The following is a 16,149-nucleotide window of genomic DNA, read 5'->3' as shown; positions in this document are numbered from 1 at the left end:
GTCACTCCACCTCGATCACGAGCTCGGACTCGACTCGGTCGAGGAGCGCCTCGAACTCCTCGGCCGTGTCCGCCCCCAGGACGACGAGCAGGCACCAGTCCATGGCGTGCGAGAAGCCGAACGTGTCCCCGGTCTGCTTCGCGCGGCGCCAGTCGAGCACCCCCTCGACGGCCTGGATCCGACGGTCCGTCGGCATGGCGGTGATGGTGCCGGCGTGCGGCGGGCGCAGGTGCAGCGCTCCGATGTACCGGCGCGGGGGGACCGCCTCCTCGACGCGCCCGAAGAGCAGGCCGGTGGCGACGGTGTCGTACACGCTGTGTCCGAGGCCCACGGAGAGCATGTCGGAGACCCAGCCGCCACCGATGCGGGTGGCGATCTCCGAGAAGACGAGCTCGCCCGCGGGCGTCTCGAACACCTCCATGTGGGTCACGGCGGTCTCGATGCCCAACGCCTCGTTGACGGTGGTGTACATGGCGAGGAGGCGTTCGTACAGCTCGGGGTGGTCCTCGCGCGGCAGGATGTACGAGCCGTCCCGGGTGCGCGGAGCGCCGTGTCCGTCCTCCGTCGCGACGTGGTCGAGCCGTGGCACGTAGTACGCGCTCGCGATCAGGAACAGCGGTTTGCCGGCCGACCAGAGCGCGTCGACGTGCAACTCGCGGCCGTGCACGAAGCGTTCGACGACGAGATGCCCGGAGCTGAGCCGCTCGGGCTTGGGCAGGTCACGCAGGACGGCGGCGGTCTCCGCCGCGCTGTCGACCCGGACGGTGCTCATGGTGCCGAAGCCGAACGCCGGTTTCACGACGGCGGGGTACCCCACGTCGGGCAGGGCGTCGCCGTCGGCGAAGGTGGCGTCGACGGGCAGGGAGGCCCACGGGGTGACGGCGACACCGGCGGCGGCCACGAGGTGTTTCATCATCCGCTTGTCGCGGACGGCCGCCTGCTGCGCCGCGCTCGGGCCACCGCGGTCGAGCAGGCGGCGCAGCTGGGCGGCGCCGAGCTGGCCGTCCTCGGAGAAGCAGAGCACCTGATCGACCCGGACGCCGCGCACGGCTAGGTCCACGGCGACGCCGGTCATCTCCTCCACCGAGTCGGTGCTGCCGACGCGGTAGACGGCGCGGGCCGCACCGAGGAGTTCGGGGGAGGCGGCGGCGCGGGCCGCCTCGGTCTCGTCGAGCACCAGGTGGAGGTGCGGGGTGCCGGCGAGCAGCGCCCGCACCATGTCGGGACGCCACTTGCAGAGCACGATCGTGGGCCCGTCCTCGGCGATCCGGGGCGTTTCGGCGCCGGGGGCGGGATGCGGTGCCGGGGCGGTGCCGGGCTCCATGCGAATCTCGATCTCGCCGCGGACGAGCTCGGCGGCGCGTTCCACGTCGGCGGGGCCGTCGGCGAGGAGCAGCACGTGGGCGACCCGGTCGCCGGACGAGTGGAGGCCGGTGACGACGTCCCCGGCGTGCTTCTTCTGCCCCACCCTCACCACCTCGGGGCGTTCCGCGGCCTCCCGGGTGCCGTCCACGGAGGCGATGCGACCCGGGCGCGGTGCGGGCAGGAACAACACCCCCGCGGTGCGGGGGCGCCCGGCCGGGAGGCTCACGGTCCTGCCTAGGGACAGTTCGATGACACTGCGGAAGAAGTCGTGCCCGTACGCCCGGCACATCAGTTCCATGATGTGGTCACCGGGGGTGCGCACGGCGAACTCCATGGGCCGCAGCGCGCTGCCGTCGTCGCGGTACTCGAGGTGCACGATGCCGGTGCGGATGCCCGCGGCGGCCACGAGTGCGGCCGTCTGCGCGTCGGCGCGGTCCCGGTCGGCGGGGACGTACGGCAGCTGGTGCTGGAGTTCGACGAACTCGGGCGGCCCGGTGGTCACCTTGCGGGTGTGGTTCCCGAAGACCACCTCGCCGTCCTGGACCAGCCCTTCCCAGCTGTACTCCGGAGCGTCGAGGTACTCCTCGACCAGCACCAGCTGGCCCATGTCCCGGCGGGCCAGGTCGGCGCGCAGCTCGTCCTCGTTCGCGACGCAGTGGACTCCGACGCTGCCCATGCCGCGCAGCGGCTTCACGACGACCGGATAGCGGCCGCGGCTCCACGCCGCGGCCCGGTCGGCGTCGTCGACGACGGCGTGGTCGGGCTGCGGGAGTCCGGCATGCGCGAACAGGGCGCGCTGGACGGCCTTGTTGCGGCTGGCCTCGGCGGCGGCGAGGGAGGGGCCGGGCAGTCCGAGCCGCTCCTGCACCCGGGCGGCGGCCAGCACGTGCGGTTCGGCGAAGGGCACGACACCCTGGGGACGGTGTCGTTCGGCCATGTCCAGCGCGCCCCGGATCCAGTGCGTCTCGGTAGGGCCCGAGGGGGTCGCGAAGTGCGCGACGCGGCTCTCGTGCTGCTCGCGCCAGGCCTCGTCGTCGAGCAGCACGGTGTGCAGGCCGAGGTCCTGGGCGGCGTCGACGTAGCCCCGTCCCATGAGGCCCGCGCCGACCAGCAGCAGTGTGTCCGTCATGTCGTGTCCCCTGTGTGTGACGCGGGTGTCTGTGCGGGTGCGCCGGCGGCGGTCGCGGGCACCGCCGGGCGCCGCCGGCCGAGGGTGAGAAGCAGCAGCAGGCAGAACGAGGCGAGGCTCAGCCAGACCGCGGTGGCCTCACCGGTGAGGGTGAGCGCGACGCCGACGGAGGGTCCGGCGGCCGTGCCGATGCCCATGGCGCCCCCGGCCAGCGCCGAGACCCGGGTGACGTCCCCGGGCCGTACCGAGTCGATCAGCCACGGGTGGAACGAGCAGGAGTAGGCGCACTCGCCGAGCGCGAAGACGACGGCGAAGAGCAGGAGTCCGGCGTAACGGACGGGCAGCGGGCCGAAGGCCGACGTCGCGGCCACGCCGTACGCGGCGGCCCACAGCACCACGGCCGCCCGCAGCCCGTACGCCTCGTCGCGGCTGCTCAGCAGGCGGGTCACCCAGGTCTGTCCGAGGGCCACCACCAGGGTGTTGACGAGCAGCAGTCCCGAGACGGTGCCCAGACCGATGCCCATCAGGCGGACGGCGACGAGCGGCGCCGTCGCCTCGAACTGGCTGTGCCCGAAGAGGTAGGCGCCGAGCTGGAACAGGACGGCGAGCGTACCGGCCGCCCCGAGCCACCGCCGGCCACCGCCGGAGCCGCCGGACCGCTCCTTGTCCCCGGACCCACCGGGGTCCGTGGAGTGCTCGGCGTCCGCGGGCCGGGGCACCTCGTCGCGCTCCCGTGCCCGGACCCGGTGGAAGGCGTAGGTGAGCGGCAGGTAGCTCAGCGCGTTGCAGACGAACAGCCACGGCACGGCCGACGTGGTGAGGATGCCGGTGGTCAGGCCTGCGGCGACGGCACCGAGTCCGAGACCGACGTTGATCGCGCGGTAGCGGCGGGCGAAGACCGAGCGTCGCTGTTCCTGCGCCGTCAGGGAGTTGAGCACCGGCACCATCGCGACCAGCAGACAGCCCTGGCCGCAGCCGATGAACAGCACGGCCGCGCACAGGAGGGCCAGGGAGTCCGCGACGGCGGTGCCGAGGAAGCCCGTGGCGAGCATCAGCGTGCCGGCGAGTCCGAGGAGCGCGGGCGGCGGTTTGATCCAGCCGGTCGCGAGCACACCGGTGGTCGCCAGGTTCGCCGCCGCGGCGGCGCCGTAGAAGACGCTGACGCCGGCCGTGCCCATGGCGGGCAGGTCGGACAGGTAGAGCGCGGTGTACGGATAGACCAGCCCGGAGCCGAACGCCGACACACCGTTGACGAGGATCAGCACGTCGGCCGCGGTGAAGCGCCGCGCGGAACCTTGGAGCCTGCTCACGCGGCCGCGTCCTGTTCCCGGAAGGCCGTGTTGAGGAAGTACGTCCAGTCCCGTGCGCCCGGGTCGGAGACGTGCAGCAGGTTTTCCACCGCGTCGTAGTGGCTGGTGGGGTAGCGGACGACCCGGCGCACCATCTCCTTGGCGATGTGCAGGGTCGACAGCTCTTCCTGCCCCGCGTACCGGTAGATCTCGACCTCCTGGTCCACCAGATAGCCGCACAGGCTTCCGGCGAGCCGGGTGAAGTGGGTGTTGTCCGCGTAGAGGCCCAGGAAGTCGCGCCGGGTGCACCGGGTGCGCCGGCGGTCGGTGACCGTGAAGCCGAACGCGTCGGCGATGCCCCGTACCAGGTCGGACGTGGCGACGTGGCCGTCGCCCGGCGGGTTGAGGACCGGTTCGGCCAGCAGGTCCCGAAGGGCGGCGAGCCGCGGGCCGGGGGCGTGGAGGGTGCGGACGTACCAGTCCCGGGCGCGTACCTTGCGGTCGATGTTGGTCAGTGCCCAGGTGACGGCCTGTTCGGAGGTGTCCACCTCGAAGGTGCGGGTGGCTTCGGGCTCGTACACGCGCAGGAGCCCGCGCACCGTGTCCCGGGCCGAGGCGGCAGGGCACCGCGCGTAGGGGCCGGCGAGTATGTCGGGCTTCAGAATGAGCAGTGCGCCTGCGCTCATCGGGCCTCCCCCAGAAGCAGGTCGAGCAGTCCGAGCAGCCGCACGAGGTCGTCGTCCGCGATGGTGCGGTACAGACCGACCCGCAGTGCCGTCGGCCGCGCGGGGTCGGCGAGCCCGTAGGCCAGGGACCAGGTCTCCAGGAAGGTGGTCACACCGCGCACGGCGTCGGGTGTGAGGGTGGTGGGCAGCACGGCGGCGAGGTCGCGTCCCGGGCGCCGGGGCGGGCCGGCGAGCCAGGAGCGGCCGGCCGTGTGGGCGCGCAGCAGCTCCATGCGGGCCTCGGTCTCGCTGTCCACGCGTTCGGGGTGCGACTCGGCGAGGGTGCGCACACCGTGGGCGAGCATCATCAGGTCCGAGGCGCTGGGGCGCGGGGCGCCGGACGCGTCCGCGTCCAGCAGGGCACGGACGCCGAAGGGGCCGCTCTGCCCTTCCGCCCGGGCAGCCGCGATGGCCCGCGGAGACAGCGTGAGGACGGTGGAGCCGGGCACGACGCCGAGGAGCCAGCTGGGGCAGAAGCACGCCACGTCCAGTTCGCCGAGGAGGGACTGGTCGAGCGGCCAGGACGTGCGCGAGAGGTCCGCGGCGGTCCATCCGTCGATGCCCGGGGAGGCGGTCGGCCGCCCGGGCCCCTCGACCGGCCGGGGGACGGCGCCGTGCGCCCGGGCCCACTCCTCCCCGGCGAGCAGCCGGGCCACGGCGTGCGGCGGGGCGGGAACGAGGACGCAGGCGTGTCCGTCCGGCAGGTGCAGCAGCGCGCGCAGTTCCTTCAGGAGCGACGCGAGAAAACCGTCGGTGTGGGCGAAACCGGGCTGTAGTCCGAGCACCACGGGCCCGGACCGCGCGAGGGCCGCGAGCCGCTCGGCGGGAACCGGGACACACATGCCGCCCAGCCGGGGCTCTCTGGGTATCAGCCCGTCGGGCAGGTCGTACAGCTCGACGGGCGCGAAACCGCGCCCGGTGTGGGGCGTTCGGCTCCGTGCCGCGTTGTCGACGGCACCGGACGGGTCAGGCTCGTCCGGCGCTGTCCCGGCCCGTACCTCCGTGGCGACGGAGGCGCCGACGTCACGTTCGGCGTGTGCCGTCTCGGTGCTTCGCGCGGTGGCCGCGACGGCTTCGTTCAGGTCGTCGTGGTCGACGAGGGTCATCGGTGTCATCCCAGCTTCCGTCGGGCCACGGTGCGGACGTACGGGCCCGCCTGGTCGCCGGCGGCGTCGATGACGGCGGCGAGGTGGGCACGAGTTGCGGTCATTGCGGCGGTGGTGTCGGCGGGCGGGGCGAGCAGGTGCCGGGCGACGTGCGCGGCGCAGCCGCTGTCGTCCTGGCGCGCTGCCTCCCGCTGGAGCAGCCGGACGAGCCACTTGACGGACGGAACGGTCACGCCCGCGGCAGCGAGCGCGCACTGGCCGGTGTGCACGAGGGCCTCGCGGTACATCCACGCGGCCGAGTCGGCGTGCCCGTCGGCCAGTTCGCCCGACACGTCGGTGAGCCGGTTGACGGCGGCGACGGCGGCCACGTTCAGCAGGTAGCGGGGCAGGTCATCGGTGCCCAGGTCCTGGCGCAGCTCCCGCAGCCGGTCGGAGTGCCGCAGGGCGCGGCCGGTCCGGACACGGTGCAGGATCTTGAGGTTGTCCTCGTCGACGAGCTGGGCGATGCCCTTCTCCCCCGACAGGCTCGCCACGCTGGCGCCGAAGGCGTCCCGCAGCCCGCCCAGTGCGGCCGGGTCGAGGACGGCGACGTTGACTTCCCGGCCCTCGTGGTAGGCGACGGTCGCGGTGCGCTCGCCCTGCCGGGCCGCTGTCTCCGAGCCGGTGACCCGCAGGTCACCGACGACGTAGAGGTCCAGGTCCGAGTTGCGGTTGGCGAGTCCGTCGGTGGTGGAGCCGGCGAGGAAGAGCAGCTCGTCGCCGCTGCCGCCGACCGCCTCGAGGGCGGTGGCGGCGAGGGCCGCGAGGTCGGTCGGCTGCTCGACCGCCGCGGCTGCGGAGGTGGTCGTGGTTCCTGGTGCGTTCACTGCTGTTCCCTCGACGTCATCCGGGACCGGCAGCGGCTGCCGAACGCTGCCAGGACCGCGCGGTCCAGAACTGATCGGCCGGTGTGGTGCTCGAAGTGCCACTGCACCCCGAGGACGAAGCGGTCCGGCGCTCCGACGCTGATCGCCTCGACGGTCCCGTCCGGGGCCACGGCCTCGACGAACACCTCCCCCGGGACCTTGTCCACCCGGTCGCTGTGCTGGGAGTTGACCGGCACCCCACTCGGGTCCTGTCCGGGCTCGCCCAGACCGGCCAGGAGACCACCGGGCCGGACGGCCACGGTGTGGGCGGGCGCCCACCGGTCGGGACCGTCCACGCCGGCCCGTAACCGGTGCTTCACCTCCGAGTGCGGCACGGTGCCCAGGGTGCCGCCGTGGTGCACCGCGAGCTCCTGCATTCCACGGCAGCTGGCGAGCACGGGCAGGCCCGGAATGACGTCGGCCGCACGCAGCAGCGCGGCCGCGGTCTCGTCCCGGGCCGGGTCGTACTCCCTGCCGGGCACGGCGTCCGTGTCCCGCCCGCCGTAGCGGACCGGGTGGACGAACGAGCCGCTGCCGGGCAGCACCAGTCCGTCGAGGCGGGCCAGGACGCTGCCGGCGTGTTCGGGGCGCACGGTGTGGATCAGTACGGCGGCCACGCCGGCGTGGTCCAGGAGCGGCTCGGTCAGATGGTCGTTGACCCGGGAGTACGTGGTGCCGTTGGCCCGTTCCTTCCGGCAGGCCAGGACACCGACCAGCGGGAGGTGCGGCGGCCCGGCGGTCACCGGGCCGACTCGCGCAGGTCGGCTACGGCCGCGGGCAGGTCGGCCGGGTCGTCGGTGACGACGACCGCCACGACGGTGTCCGTGCCGGGCCAGTCCTCGGCCAGGACGACCCGCGGCCGGGCGAGCGCGGCCTCGGCCAAGGTGGCGGCCGGGCGCCCCGACTTGGGCAGGAGCACCATCGCGGCGCCTCGCACCGGCGCGGGGGTCTCCTCCGGCAGTTCTCCGTCGGTGAGGAGGGCGAGCAGCGCCTCGTAGGGCCGGACCGTCCCCTGGTGCGCGTACGGGATGAGGTGGGAGTTGATCAGGTCGCCGCCGAGCCGTCCGCCGACCTCCAGAACGACGGGCCCCGCGGAGCCGAGACGCAGGTCGACGTGGAACCCGCCGGTCCCGAGGCCGACGGCGATCACGGCTTGTTCGGCGGCCCGCGTCAGGTCCTTGACTTCGGTGTCCGTCAGGGCGGAGGGGACGGCCGTGGCCCACGACGGGGACAGCGGCCCGTCGACCCTCTTGTCGGTGACGCCGAGGATCCGCACCGTGCCCTCGGAGACGACGCCGGAGACGGAGTGCTCCGAACCGTCCACGTACTCCTCGACGAGGAAGTCGCTGGTCTTCGAGTAGTTGGCGGCGGTGAGCCCGAACACCTCGTCCAGGCCGGTGTGCTCGGTGATCAGCGCCATGCCGCGGCCGCCGGAGCAGTGCGCGGGCTTGAACACCAGGGGGCGTCCCGCCGCACCGAGCTCGGCGACGACGGCCCGCAGGTCGTCCGCCGTCCGGCCCGCCCGCCACGGCGGGTTGAGCCCGTACGGCTCCATGGCCCGGCGCTGGGCGGCCTTGTCCGTGGTGACGGCCGCAGCCGCGGTACCGATGCCGCGCACCCCGAACCGCTCGGCGAGCAGCGCGGTGAGGCCGACGTACTTGTCACCCCAGCACGCGACGGCGACCGGGGGCCGGCCGGGCGAGGCCTGGGTGGCCTGTTCCGCGAGCGAGGAGCCACGGTCGAAGGAGCCGCGCCGGTGGTCGGGGAGCCCGGTGTGCGAGACGTCGGCGTCGGACGCGACATGGACGCTCAGTCCCCGGGCCGTGGCGGCGTCGAGTTCCGCACGCCATTCCAGCGGGGAGCGCCGCAGGCCGAGGTAGAGCACCGTGCCGTTCCCGGCCGCGCCGTCGCCGTCCTGCGTCGTCGGGTTCACCGCGGGGGTGTTGCTGGCTGTCGTCATCTGTCAGACACCGTTCTCTTTCGCCGTCGTGGCCTGCGTGCCCTCGGGGGCCTGCGTGCCCTCGGGAGTCTGCGTACCGTAGCGATGCTGGTACCAGGCGTTGGTGAAGTCGTCGACCACGGCGGTCTCCGCGCGCTTCTCCAGCCGGAGGGCGCGTTCCTGGTAGAGGCCGCGCAGGATCTCGCCCATCGCGATGGCGGCACGCAGTTCGCGCAGGGTGTAGACATCGCCCTCGCTGCGCATCAGCCGCAGGTCGTGCACACCGGGGCGGTGCGCGCCGGCGAGGGTGATGCCGAAGGGGACACGGATGGCGTGCCGCACACCGTTCGCCACGTGTCCCTGGTGGTGGTGCGACGTCCACTCCGTCATGTCGGGCATGGACGGGGCGAAGAACCAGTCGCGTTCGGCGAGGCTCTCGTCGTCCGTGACGGCGGCGGCGTGCGGCATGAAGTGCCAGCCGTTCCAGCGCATGCGGGCGGCGATGGCGCGCACCACCTGGGGTACCTCGGCGGCGGCTCCCGCGTCGGTGAGCCGGCGGCGGAAACCTTCGGCGGGTACGACGCAGCAGTAGTACTCGCTGGTCTTCCAGTGGCCCGGTTCGACGCTGCCCTCGGCCAGCAGCGTGCTGAGCCGGAGGGTGTCGCGCGGGCCGCGGGACATGCTGACGTCGGATCCGGTGCCGGCCGCGGCGGCGCCGACGAGCTGGTGCAGCACTTCCTCGAAGCGGCTGCCGAAGCCCGGCTGCGAGGGTCGTGGGTCGCCGTCGAGGAGCGGCTGCCAGTCCACGTCCAGGGCGCCGCCGCGGATGGTCTCGGGCGCGGACGGCACAAAGCCGGAAAGCGTCTCGAGGAACTTCTCCGGCACGTCCGCGCCGGTCACCGGATTGGCGAAAAAGTGTTCCTTCTTGTTGATGGTCATCGACTGGACCGTGCGGTACACCACCGCTCCGGATTCCAGTTTCCGCGCCCTCAGTTCCCGGGCGAGATCCGCGAGTTCGAAAAGCCTGCCGATCGGCGACGCGGATTCGGCGGCGTCGGGAGCCTTCCCGTCATACGCGAGAATCCGGCCATCCAGGAACGCCGCAAGCCTGGTCGGGGTGAGCTGCGTGCCGCTGAACTCCTCGGTCCGGGAAGGTGTACCGGAAGAAATCAGCGCGGACATGCAGACGACGAAGCAGGCGTCTTCGGCGCTCCACTGGCCTAAAGGCGTTTCGGAAAGAACCTTCATCCGGCAACGGTCGGACTCCGGGCCCACTGACTTGCCGACGAGGTTGCCCTCGCGGCCCAGGTTCGTGTAGCAGGAGTCGCCGATGTAGAGGCGTATCGGCCCGACGTGCCGGAACAGGAAGCGCAGTCGGTCCACGAGGTTCGCGGCGTGTTCTCCGCCCTTGTCCACGAGCCAGCGGCGGCAGGTCTCGATCTCGGCGGCCTCGTGTGCGGCGAGGCGTGCGCACTCGGTGTCGAGGCCCTCCGGAGCCCCGGCGGGCCAGTCGATGCCGGCGACGATCCGCAGCTCGGGACCGCCCGTCTCGCCTGGGCGCAGGATGCAGACCTTGCCCGCCTTGAGCTGGCCGAAGCGGTAGCCGCCCGCGTGGTCCGGGTCGGCTGCGGGGAGGGTGACGGTGGCGCCTGCGGCTTCCATCGCGTCGAGCAGGTGGCGTTCGGCCGGTCGTAGCGCGCCGAGTGCCACCTCGGGCGCGAGCCGCTCGCCGATCGTGGCCAGGTGCCGCACGGCAGGACCGGCGGTCGCGTGCGCCACGGATTCCGAGGCGACCGTCTGTAAGAGTCTTTCGAAGCCCTCGGTACGCAAAAGCCCCATTGCGCATTTCCCCCGCATGAAGGCGTGCGCATGCAGCATGCGAGCGAGACGTTCTTCGGCGAACGCTCACATGCCCATGCGGAACGCGAAATGAAAAGTGTGAAGAGCCGTGCCCATGGCCGAGCGGCCACGCACCGCCAAGAATCCCCTGACAGAAGGAGAGGGAACGCCGGTGGTCCTCCCCCGTGATGCCGGAATGCCCCGTTGCGACTCCGACTGCGGCGGCCCGGACTTTCTCGGGTAACCACCGCGCGAGCAGACCTTAACCTCGGCGACATCCGCGGGCAACCATCGGCAGCGGAAACCGGAGAGCACGGAGCCGGCCGACTCGGTTCCGCAGGACGCCCATGAGCAGGAGAAAACCCAGGTGAACCGGCAGTGACGTCGCGGTCACGTGCCGCCAAGGGCCTTCGTAGAAAATGTTTCTGACTGTCCACCATGTGGTCGGGTCGGACGTCCCGCGGAAACCGTGACACACCCCCGGGCCTCGAAGTTGACATTCCCACGTCAGACCAGAGCAGCCCGTGCCATGGTGGGGGCACCCACTCCCCTCCCCCCACCAGCACTCCAGGGAGACCCCATGCTGCGCGGCATCGACGTGAGTGCCTACCAGTCCTCCTCCTACGACACCGACGGCCTGTCCTTCGCCTTCGTCAAGGCGACCGAGGGGCGTTCCTACGTCAACCCCAGACTCGCCGCCCAGACGAAACGGGCGCGGGACCACGGGCTGGTCGTCGGCTTCTACCACTTCCTGTGGCCCGGCAACCTCAGCGCCCAGGCCGAGTACTTCGTCGGCAAGGCCCCGGACCGGCCGGGCGACATCCTCGCCGTCGACTGGGAGACGACCAGCGAGGGGACGCACGCGAGCAACGCGGAGAAGGACCTGTTCATCCGGAAGCTGAAGGACCTGCGGCCGAACAACCAGGTCGTCCTCTACGCGAACCGGCACTTCTGGCTGAACATCGACACGACGTCCTACGCGGGCGACGGCCTGTGGATCGCCGACTACGTCAGCGCCGGAAAGCCCCGCATCAAGGCGAAGTGGCGCTTCCACCAGTACACCGACGACCCGCTGGACAAGAACGTGGCCGACTTCCCGAGCAAGGCGGCGCTGCGGAAGTGGGCGGAGGACGCCTGACCGCCCACGCCATGAGGCGGTCGCGTCATGTGGCGCGTGCGGCCGGGTCCGCGGCGAACGGGTCCTCCAGTTCCCGCCGCAGCACCTCCGCGGCTCCCTCCGCGTCCCCGTCCCGCACCGCCCGGAGGAGCGCCTCGTGCGCCGCGTCGCCGGTACCCGGGTCGTCGGCGCGCAGGGTGGTCAGCGACAGGAGCTCGGTCAGGCCGTCCCGCAGGACCGGCGTGAACTCGGTGAACAGGTCGGCGAGCACCGGGTTGTGCGCGGCGGCGACCACCGCGGCGTGGAAGGCGATGTCCGCGTCGACGAAGGCGGCGTCGTCGGCCGCCGCGGCGGCCCGGCGGCCCTCCAGCGCGGCCCCTATCGCCGTGACGTCCTCGGGGGTGCGGCGACGCGCGGCCAGCCGGGCCGCGTGGACCTCGACCGCCATACGGACCTCGTAGACGTCGGCCACGGCCGCCCGACGCAACCTCGAGGACCAGTCCTCGACCGCTTCGGCCGCGATGACGAAGACACCGGCACCCTGGCGGGGCCGCACCAGCCCAGCGCCCGCCAGCACGCGCAGCGCCTCCCGCACGGTGGAGCGGCCCACACCGAGCTCCTTCGCCAGGGTCGTCTCGCCGGGCAGCCTGGTGCCGACCGGCCAGTCGCCGCCGGTGATCTGCTCGCGCAGCCGGGCGGCGGCCTGCTCGACCAGGGGGCTGGGGCGGACGGCGCCGAGCGGCATGGGGGTCACCAACCTGTCTGAGGAGTAGGGGAATTCTACCGACGATTCCACTTGTCTGAGGAGCTGAGGAGTGGCTAGCGTACTGCTCATGACACTCCGCGGTCTCCTTCTTCTCGGCTGCCGCGGCGGGGCCTGACGCGACCGGCACCCCGCCGCGGGGCGCCGTGCTGCCGGTCACCGTCCGACCGAGCCGAAGGCAACAGCCGACGATGACCACCACTCCCGCCCCGGCCTGGAACCCCCAGCGCCCGGGCCCCATGCCGTTCCACCGCTACCGTCCCTTCCAGGACCGCGTGCACGTACCCGCCGCCGGCCGCGACTGGCCCGCCGCCCGGATCGAGCGCGCTCCCCTGTGGGTCCCCGTCGACCTGCGCGACGGCAACCAGGCTCTCGCCGAACCGATGGACACCCCGCGCAAGCGCCGTTTCTTCGACCTGCTGACCGGCATGGGCTTCAAGGAGATCGAGGTCGGCTACCCTTCGGCCAGCCGCACCGACTTCGACTTCGTACGGCACCTGGTGACCAGCGGTGCCGTACCGGACGACGTCACACCCGTCGTGTTCACCCCGGCCCGCCGGGACCTGATCGACCGCACCTTCGAGGCGATCGAGGGGCTGCCGAGGGCCGTCGTGCACCTGTACATCGCGACCTCGCCGGTGTGGCGGGACGTCGTCCTCGGGCGGGACCGGGCCGAGGTGTGGCGGACCGTACGGGAGGCCGCCGAGCACATGGCCCGCCGGGCGGACAGCCGCCCTGCCGTCCGTTTCCAGTTCTCCCCGGAGACCTTCAACCTCACCGAGCCGGACTTCGTCCTGGAACTGTGCGACGGACTGACCGAACTGTGGGACGCGAGCCCCGACCGGCCGGTGACCCACAACCTCCCGGCGACGGTGGAGATCGCGACGCCCAACGTGTACGCCGACCAGATCGAGTACCTGCACCGGAACCTGTCCCGGCGCGGCAGCGTGATCCTCTCCGTGCACCCGCACAACGACCGCGGCACCGGCGTCGCCTGCGCCGAGCTGGCCGTCCTGGCCGGCGCCCAGCGCGTCGAGGGCTGCCTGTTCGGCAACGGGGAGCGCACCGGCAACGTCGACCTGGTGACCCTGGCGCTCAACCTGTACGCCCAGGGCGTCGACCCCATGGTCGACCTCAGTGACGTCGACACGGTCAGGGAGACGGTCGAGCACTGCAACCGGCTGCCCGTGCACCCGCGCCACCCCTACGCCGGGGAGCTGGTCCACACCGCCTTCTCGGGCACCCACCAGGACGCGATCAGCAAGGGACTGGCCCGGCACGCCGAGCGGGCAAGGGAGCTGGGGGTACCCGAGCGGCAGGCACCCTGGTCGGTGCCGTACCTGCCGATCGACCCGGCCGACGTGGGCCGCTCCTACGAGGCCGTGATCCGCGTGAACTCGCAGTCGGGCAAGGGCGGTATGGCCTACCTGCTGCGCACCCACCACGGCGTCGACATCCCCGCGCGCATGCGCCCGGACTTCTCCCGGGCCGTGCAGCGGGCGACCGACGACAGCGGGCGGGAGATGACGGCGAAGGAGCTGTACGAGCTGTTCCGGGCGACGTACCTGGTCGAGGACGAGGAGGTGGCCCTGGACGCCTGGTCCGTACACCGGGACGAGGCCGGCGGTGGGCACCGCTTCGTGTGCACACTGCGGACCGGCGAGCGCACCGGCGACTACGAGGGCACCGGCAGCGGACCCGTCTCCGCGTTCGTCGACGCGCTGGCCGGAGCGGGGATCGACGTGGACGTCCTCGACCTCCACGAGCAGGCGGGCGCCGAAGGCACCGACGCCTTCGCCGAGTGCCGCGTCGGCGGTACGACGTGCTGGGGCGCGGGCCGGGGCGGGCCCGGCCCGGCCGCGCCGGTGCAGGCGGTGCTGTCCGCGGTCAACAGGGCGCTGCGGTGAGGCCGGTCGTCCTGCGCGCCGAGGACGTGCACGTCGTACGCGACGGCCGGCCGATCCTTCGGGAGGTGTCCCTGACCGTCCGGGCCGGTGAGCACTGGGCGCTGCTCGGTGCGAACGGCGCGGGCAAGTCCACGCTGCTCGGACTGCTCGGCGCGCTCGTCCACCCCACCCGGGGCGCCGTGGAGGTACTGGGCCACCGGCTGGGCCGGGTCGATCTGCGGGAGCTGCGCAGCCACGTCGGGCACGTCGACCCCCGGCACCCGCTGACCTCGCCGCTGCGGGTACGGGACGTCGTGCTGACCGGCCTGACCAACTCGGTGGAGCCCCTGCCCCGGTGGCGTCCGGCGCCTGAGCAGCTCGAACGGGCGGAACGGCTGATCCGGACGATGGGGCTGGCCGAGCACCGTGAGGCGCGCTGGCCCACCCTCTCGCAAGGGCAGCGCGGCCGGACGCTGATCGCCCGGGCGCTGATGCCCGAGCCCCGGCTGCTGCTGCTCGACGAACCGGCCACCGGCCTGGACCTGCCGGGCCGGGAGCAGCTGATCGGGGCTCTGGGGGGACTGCGCCGGGAGCATCCGCACCTGGCGACAGTCCTGGTCACGCACCACCTGGAGGAGCTGCCGGCTCACACCACGCACGCCCTGCTGCTGCGCGAGGGACGGCCCCTCGTCGGCGGCCCGGTGCCCGGGGTGCTGACCGCCGATCAGCTCGGCAAGTGCTTCGACCTGCCGCTGGCACTGGAACGTCACGACGGCCGCTGGAGCGTCCGCACGGCGCGCCGGACATGACGAGGGGCCCGGTCCGTCCCGCGAACGGTCCGGGCCCCGCACCGGGAAAGCCGGCGTCACTTGTTCAGGTAGGCCCAGAACTCGTCGAAGCTCAGCCGCTTGTCGCCGTCGAGGTCGCGGGTCTTGATGACGACCTCGGCGACCGACTCGGTGACGTTCCAGTCGCCCGACTGGGCCAGGGCGGCCTTGAACTCGGCAGCGGTGATGTAGCCGTCACCGTCCGTATCGATCCGCTCGAACTGCTTGCGTGCTTCCTCGATGTCCGCCACCGATCCGCCCCTACTCTCGTGTTCTGCGCCGTACTGACGCGTCGTGCTGACGCAGGTCAGATTAGCCGCCCGCGCGGGCCTCCAGCGCGGCGACCACCCACGCGAACTCCTCCCGGTACGCCGCCTCGGGTCCGGCGCCCTTCACGATCGCGAGCAACTCGCGGTAGCGGGCGACCCTGTGGGTGGCGTGCGAGCGCAGCCGGTCCAGCACGGTGGCGGGGTCGGCGTCGCCCAGCAGCTCGCGCAGCACCCGGTCCGCCTCCGGCGAGCCGGGGGCGATGCCGCGCTCGCGGGCCTCGGCACCGAGCTGCACGAGCCGCTGGGAGAACCACAGGGACGCCCCGGCGGGTGTGTCATGACCGCGGTCGGCCGCGTTGAACTCGGCGACCTTGCGCATCTGGGCCCTGAAGTCCGGGTCCTGGAGCATCTCGGCCAGCTCCAGCCAGGCGTCGACCTGCTCGGGGGTGGGCTCGTCGGGCAGGTCGGCCGCGGTGTTCCGCATGCGGTCGCGGATCACCGGGTCCGCCGTGTCCAGCCCGTGGAACACCTCGTCCACGAACTCCTCCAGGATGCGCCGCCGCTCGGCCGCCGACAGCCGTGCCAGTCTGTTCACGAGCTTCATCTCCTCCGCTCCGGAGCCACGTCGGGCGACCGTCGACAGCACCGCACGCGTCACCTTCAGCGACCGGATCCGGGCGTCAAGGGCGACCACGTGCGCGGCCGCGACCTGCGCGACCGTCGTCTCACCGGCGAGCACCCGCCGGACGTCCGCCAGCCCGAGCCCGAGTTCGCGCAGCGTCCGGATCAGCTCCAGACGGGCCACGGACGCGGCGTCGTACAGCCGGTAACCGCCCGTGGACCGTCCCACCGGGGGCAGCGCGCCCTCGTCGGACCAGTACCGGATGGTGCGCACGGTCAGTCCGGTGTTCCGGGCCAGTTCGCCGATGGTGAGCAGTCCGGTGCCGTCGTCGGTCATGTCCGGGAGTCTGGACCCTCCAGTGGGGGGAG

14 protein-coding genes are annotated in these 16,149 nt (G+C 72.6%); 3 read left to right on the top strand and 11 right to left on the bottom strand.

Annotated features, from left to right (window positions below; genetic code table 11):
• Window position 1: 1 nt before the first annotated feature.
• The 8 genes from ABZ016_RS21425 to ABZ016_RS21390 are packed head-to-tail and all read right to left on the bottom strand — an operon-like array spanning window position 2 to window position 10,237.
• Window positions 2-2,494, bottom strand: a complete 2,493-nt coding sequence (locus ABZ016_RS21425) for an ATP-grasp domain-containing protein (protein ID WP_356918236.1) — start codon at window positions 2,492-2,494, stop codon at window positions 2-4.
• Window positions 2,491-3,804 carry an MFS transporter gene (locus ABZ016_RS21420; RefSeq protein WP_356918235.1) on the bottom strand — a complete coding sequence of 438 codons (1,314 nt, stop codon included), beginning with the start codon at window positions 3,802-3,804 and terminating at the stop codon, window positions 2,491-2,493. Before ABZ016_RS21420 ends, ABZ016_RS21425 begins: the two co-directional genes overlap by 4 nt.
• The gene (locus ABZ016_RS21415) at window positions 3,801-4,469 is read right to left on the bottom strand and encodes a hypothetical protein (protein ID WP_356918233.1); all 669 of its coding nucleotides are present in this window, start codon (window positions 4,467-4,469) and stop codon (window positions 3,801-3,803) included. The genes ABZ016_RS21420 and ABZ016_RS21415 overlap by 4 nt, the downstream gene beginning before the upstream one ends.
• On the bottom strand, window positions 4,466-5,623 hold the full coding sequence (locus ABZ016_RS21410; protein ID WP_356918232.1) for a hypothetical protein: 1,158 nt from the start codon (window positions 5,621-5,623) through the stop codon (window positions 4,466-4,468). The genes ABZ016_RS21415 and ABZ016_RS21410 overlap by 4 nt, the downstream gene beginning before the upstream one ends.
• Complete coding sequence (locus tag ABZ016_RS21405; RefSeq protein WP_356918231.1) at window positions 5,620-6,480, bottom strand: hypothetical protein; 861 nt, start codon at window positions 6,478-6,480, stop codon at window positions 5,620-5,622. The genes ABZ016_RS21410 and ABZ016_RS21405 overlap by 4 nt, the downstream gene beginning before the upstream one ends.
• Window positions 6,477-7,262: a gamma-glutamyl-gamma-aminobutyrate hydrolase family protein gene (locus ABZ016_RS21400; protein WP_356918230.1), complete on the bottom strand. Its 786-nt coding sequence runs from the start codon at window positions 7,260-7,262 to the stop codon at window positions 6,477-6,479. The genes ABZ016_RS21405 and ABZ016_RS21400 overlap by 4 nt, the downstream gene beginning before the upstream one ends.
• Window positions 7,259-8,479 carry an ATP-grasp domain-containing protein gene (locus ABZ016_RS21395; RefSeq protein WP_356918229.1) on the bottom strand — a complete coding sequence of 407 codons (1,221 nt, stop codon included), beginning with the start codon at window positions 8,477-8,479 and terminating at the stop codon, window positions 7,259-7,261. Before ABZ016_RS21395 ends, ABZ016_RS21400 begins: the two co-directional genes overlap by 4 nt.
• A gap of 3 nt (window positions 8,480-8,482) precedes the next feature.
• Window positions 8,483-10,237, bottom strand: a complete 1,755-nt coding sequence (locus ABZ016_RS21390; RefSeq protein ID WP_356918228.1) for a hypothetical protein — start codon at window positions 10,235-10,237, stop codon at window positions 8,483-8,485.
• A gap of 640 nt (window positions 10,238-10,877) precedes the next feature.
• Here ABZ016_RS21390 and ABZ016_RS21385 point away from each other — a divergent pair.
• Entirely contained in the window at window positions 10,878-11,435 is a 558-nt protein-coding gene (locus ABZ016_RS21385; RefSeq protein WP_356918227.1) for a GH25 family lysozyme, read from the top strand.
• A gap of 25 nt (window positions 11,436-11,460) precedes the next feature.
• On the opposite strand, the gene ABZ016_RS21380 is transcribed toward ABZ016_RS21385, so the two are convergent.
• Window positions 11,461-12,159, bottom strand: coding sequence for an FCD domain-containing protein (locus tag ABZ016_RS21380; protein WP_356918226.1), 699 nt, complete (start codon window positions 12,157-12,159; stop codon window positions 11,461-11,463).
• A gap of 209 nt (window positions 12,160-12,368) precedes the next feature.
• On the opposite strand from ABZ016_RS21380, the gene ABZ016_RS21375 reads away from it, so the two are divergent.
• Window positions 12,369-14,084 carry a 2-isopropylmalate synthase gene (locus ABZ016_RS21375; RefSeq protein ID WP_356918225.1) on the top strand — a complete coding sequence of 572 codons (1,716 nt, stop codon included), beginning with the start codon at window positions 12,369-12,371 and terminating at the stop codon, window positions 14,082-14,084.
• Window positions 14,081-14,872 (top strand): ATP-binding cassette domain-containing protein, encoded by a 792-nt coding sequence (locus ABZ016_RS21370; protein WP_356918224.1) that lies wholly within the window; start codon window positions 14,081-14,083, stop codon window positions 14,870-14,872. Before ABZ016_RS21375 ends, ABZ016_RS21370 begins: the two co-directional genes overlap by 4 nt.
• A 56-nt stretch (window positions 14,873-14,928) precedes the next feature.
• Here the strand turns inward: ABZ016_RS21370 and ABZ016_RS21365 are convergent, their stop codons facing one another.
• A complete protein-coding gene (locus tag ABZ016_RS21365; protein WP_356918223.1) occupies window positions 14,929-15,141 on the bottom strand; it encodes an EF-hand domain-containing protein in 213 nt (70 codons plus the stop codon).
• 61 nt (window positions 15,142-15,202) lie between these two features.
• Window positions 15,203-16,117: a MerR family transcriptional regulator gene (locus ABZ016_RS21360; protein WP_356918222.1), complete on the bottom strand. Its 915-nt coding sequence runs from the start codon at window positions 16,115-16,117 to the stop codon at window positions 15,203-15,205.
• Window positions 16,118-16,149: the final 32 nt, after the last annotated feature.

Origin of the sequence: Streptomyces sp. NPDC006372 (assembly GCF_040612515.1) — a bacterium.
Taxonomy (GTDB): Bacteria; Actinomycetota; Actinomycetes; order Streptomycetales; family Streptomycetaceae; genus Streptomyces.
This window is presented reverse-complemented; position numbering and strand designations above follow the sequence as displayed.

Excerpts from the sequence above, each read along its gene's own strand:
- ABZ016_RS21395 (WP_356918229.1), bottom strand. The coding sequence starts at position 8,479 with ATGACGACAGCCAGCAACACCCCCGCGGTGAACCCGACGACGCAGGAC.
- ABZ016_RS21380 (WP_356918226.1), bottom strand. The coding sequence starts at position 12,159 with ATGCCGCTCGGCGCCGTCCGCCCCAGCCCCCTGGTCGAGCAGGCCGCC.
- ABZ016_RS21375 (WP_356918225.1), top strand. The coding sequence starts at position 12,369 with ATGACCACCACTCCCGCCCCGGCCTGGAACCCCCAGCGCCCGGGCCCC.
- ABZ016_RS21410 (WP_356918232.1), bottom strand. The coding sequence starts at position 5,623 with ATGACACCGATGACCCTCGTCGACCACGACGACCTGAACGAAGCCGTC.
- ABZ016_RS21425 (WP_356918236.1), bottom strand. The coding sequence starts at position 2,494 with ATGACGGACACACTGCTGCTGGTCGGCGCGGGCCTCATGGGACGGGGC.
- ABZ016_RS21385 (WP_356918227.1), top strand. The coding sequence starts at position 10,878 with ATGCTGCGCGGCATCGACGTGAGTGCCTACCAGTCCTCCTCCTACGAC.
- ABZ016_RS21360 (WP_356918222.1), bottom strand. The coding sequence starts at position 16,117 with ATGACCGACGACGGCACCGGACTGCTCACCATCGGCGAACTGGCCCGG.
- ABZ016_RS21415 (WP_356918233.1), bottom strand. The coding sequence starts at position 4,469 with ATGAGCGCAGGCGCACTGCTCATTCTGAAGCCCGACATACTCGCCGGC.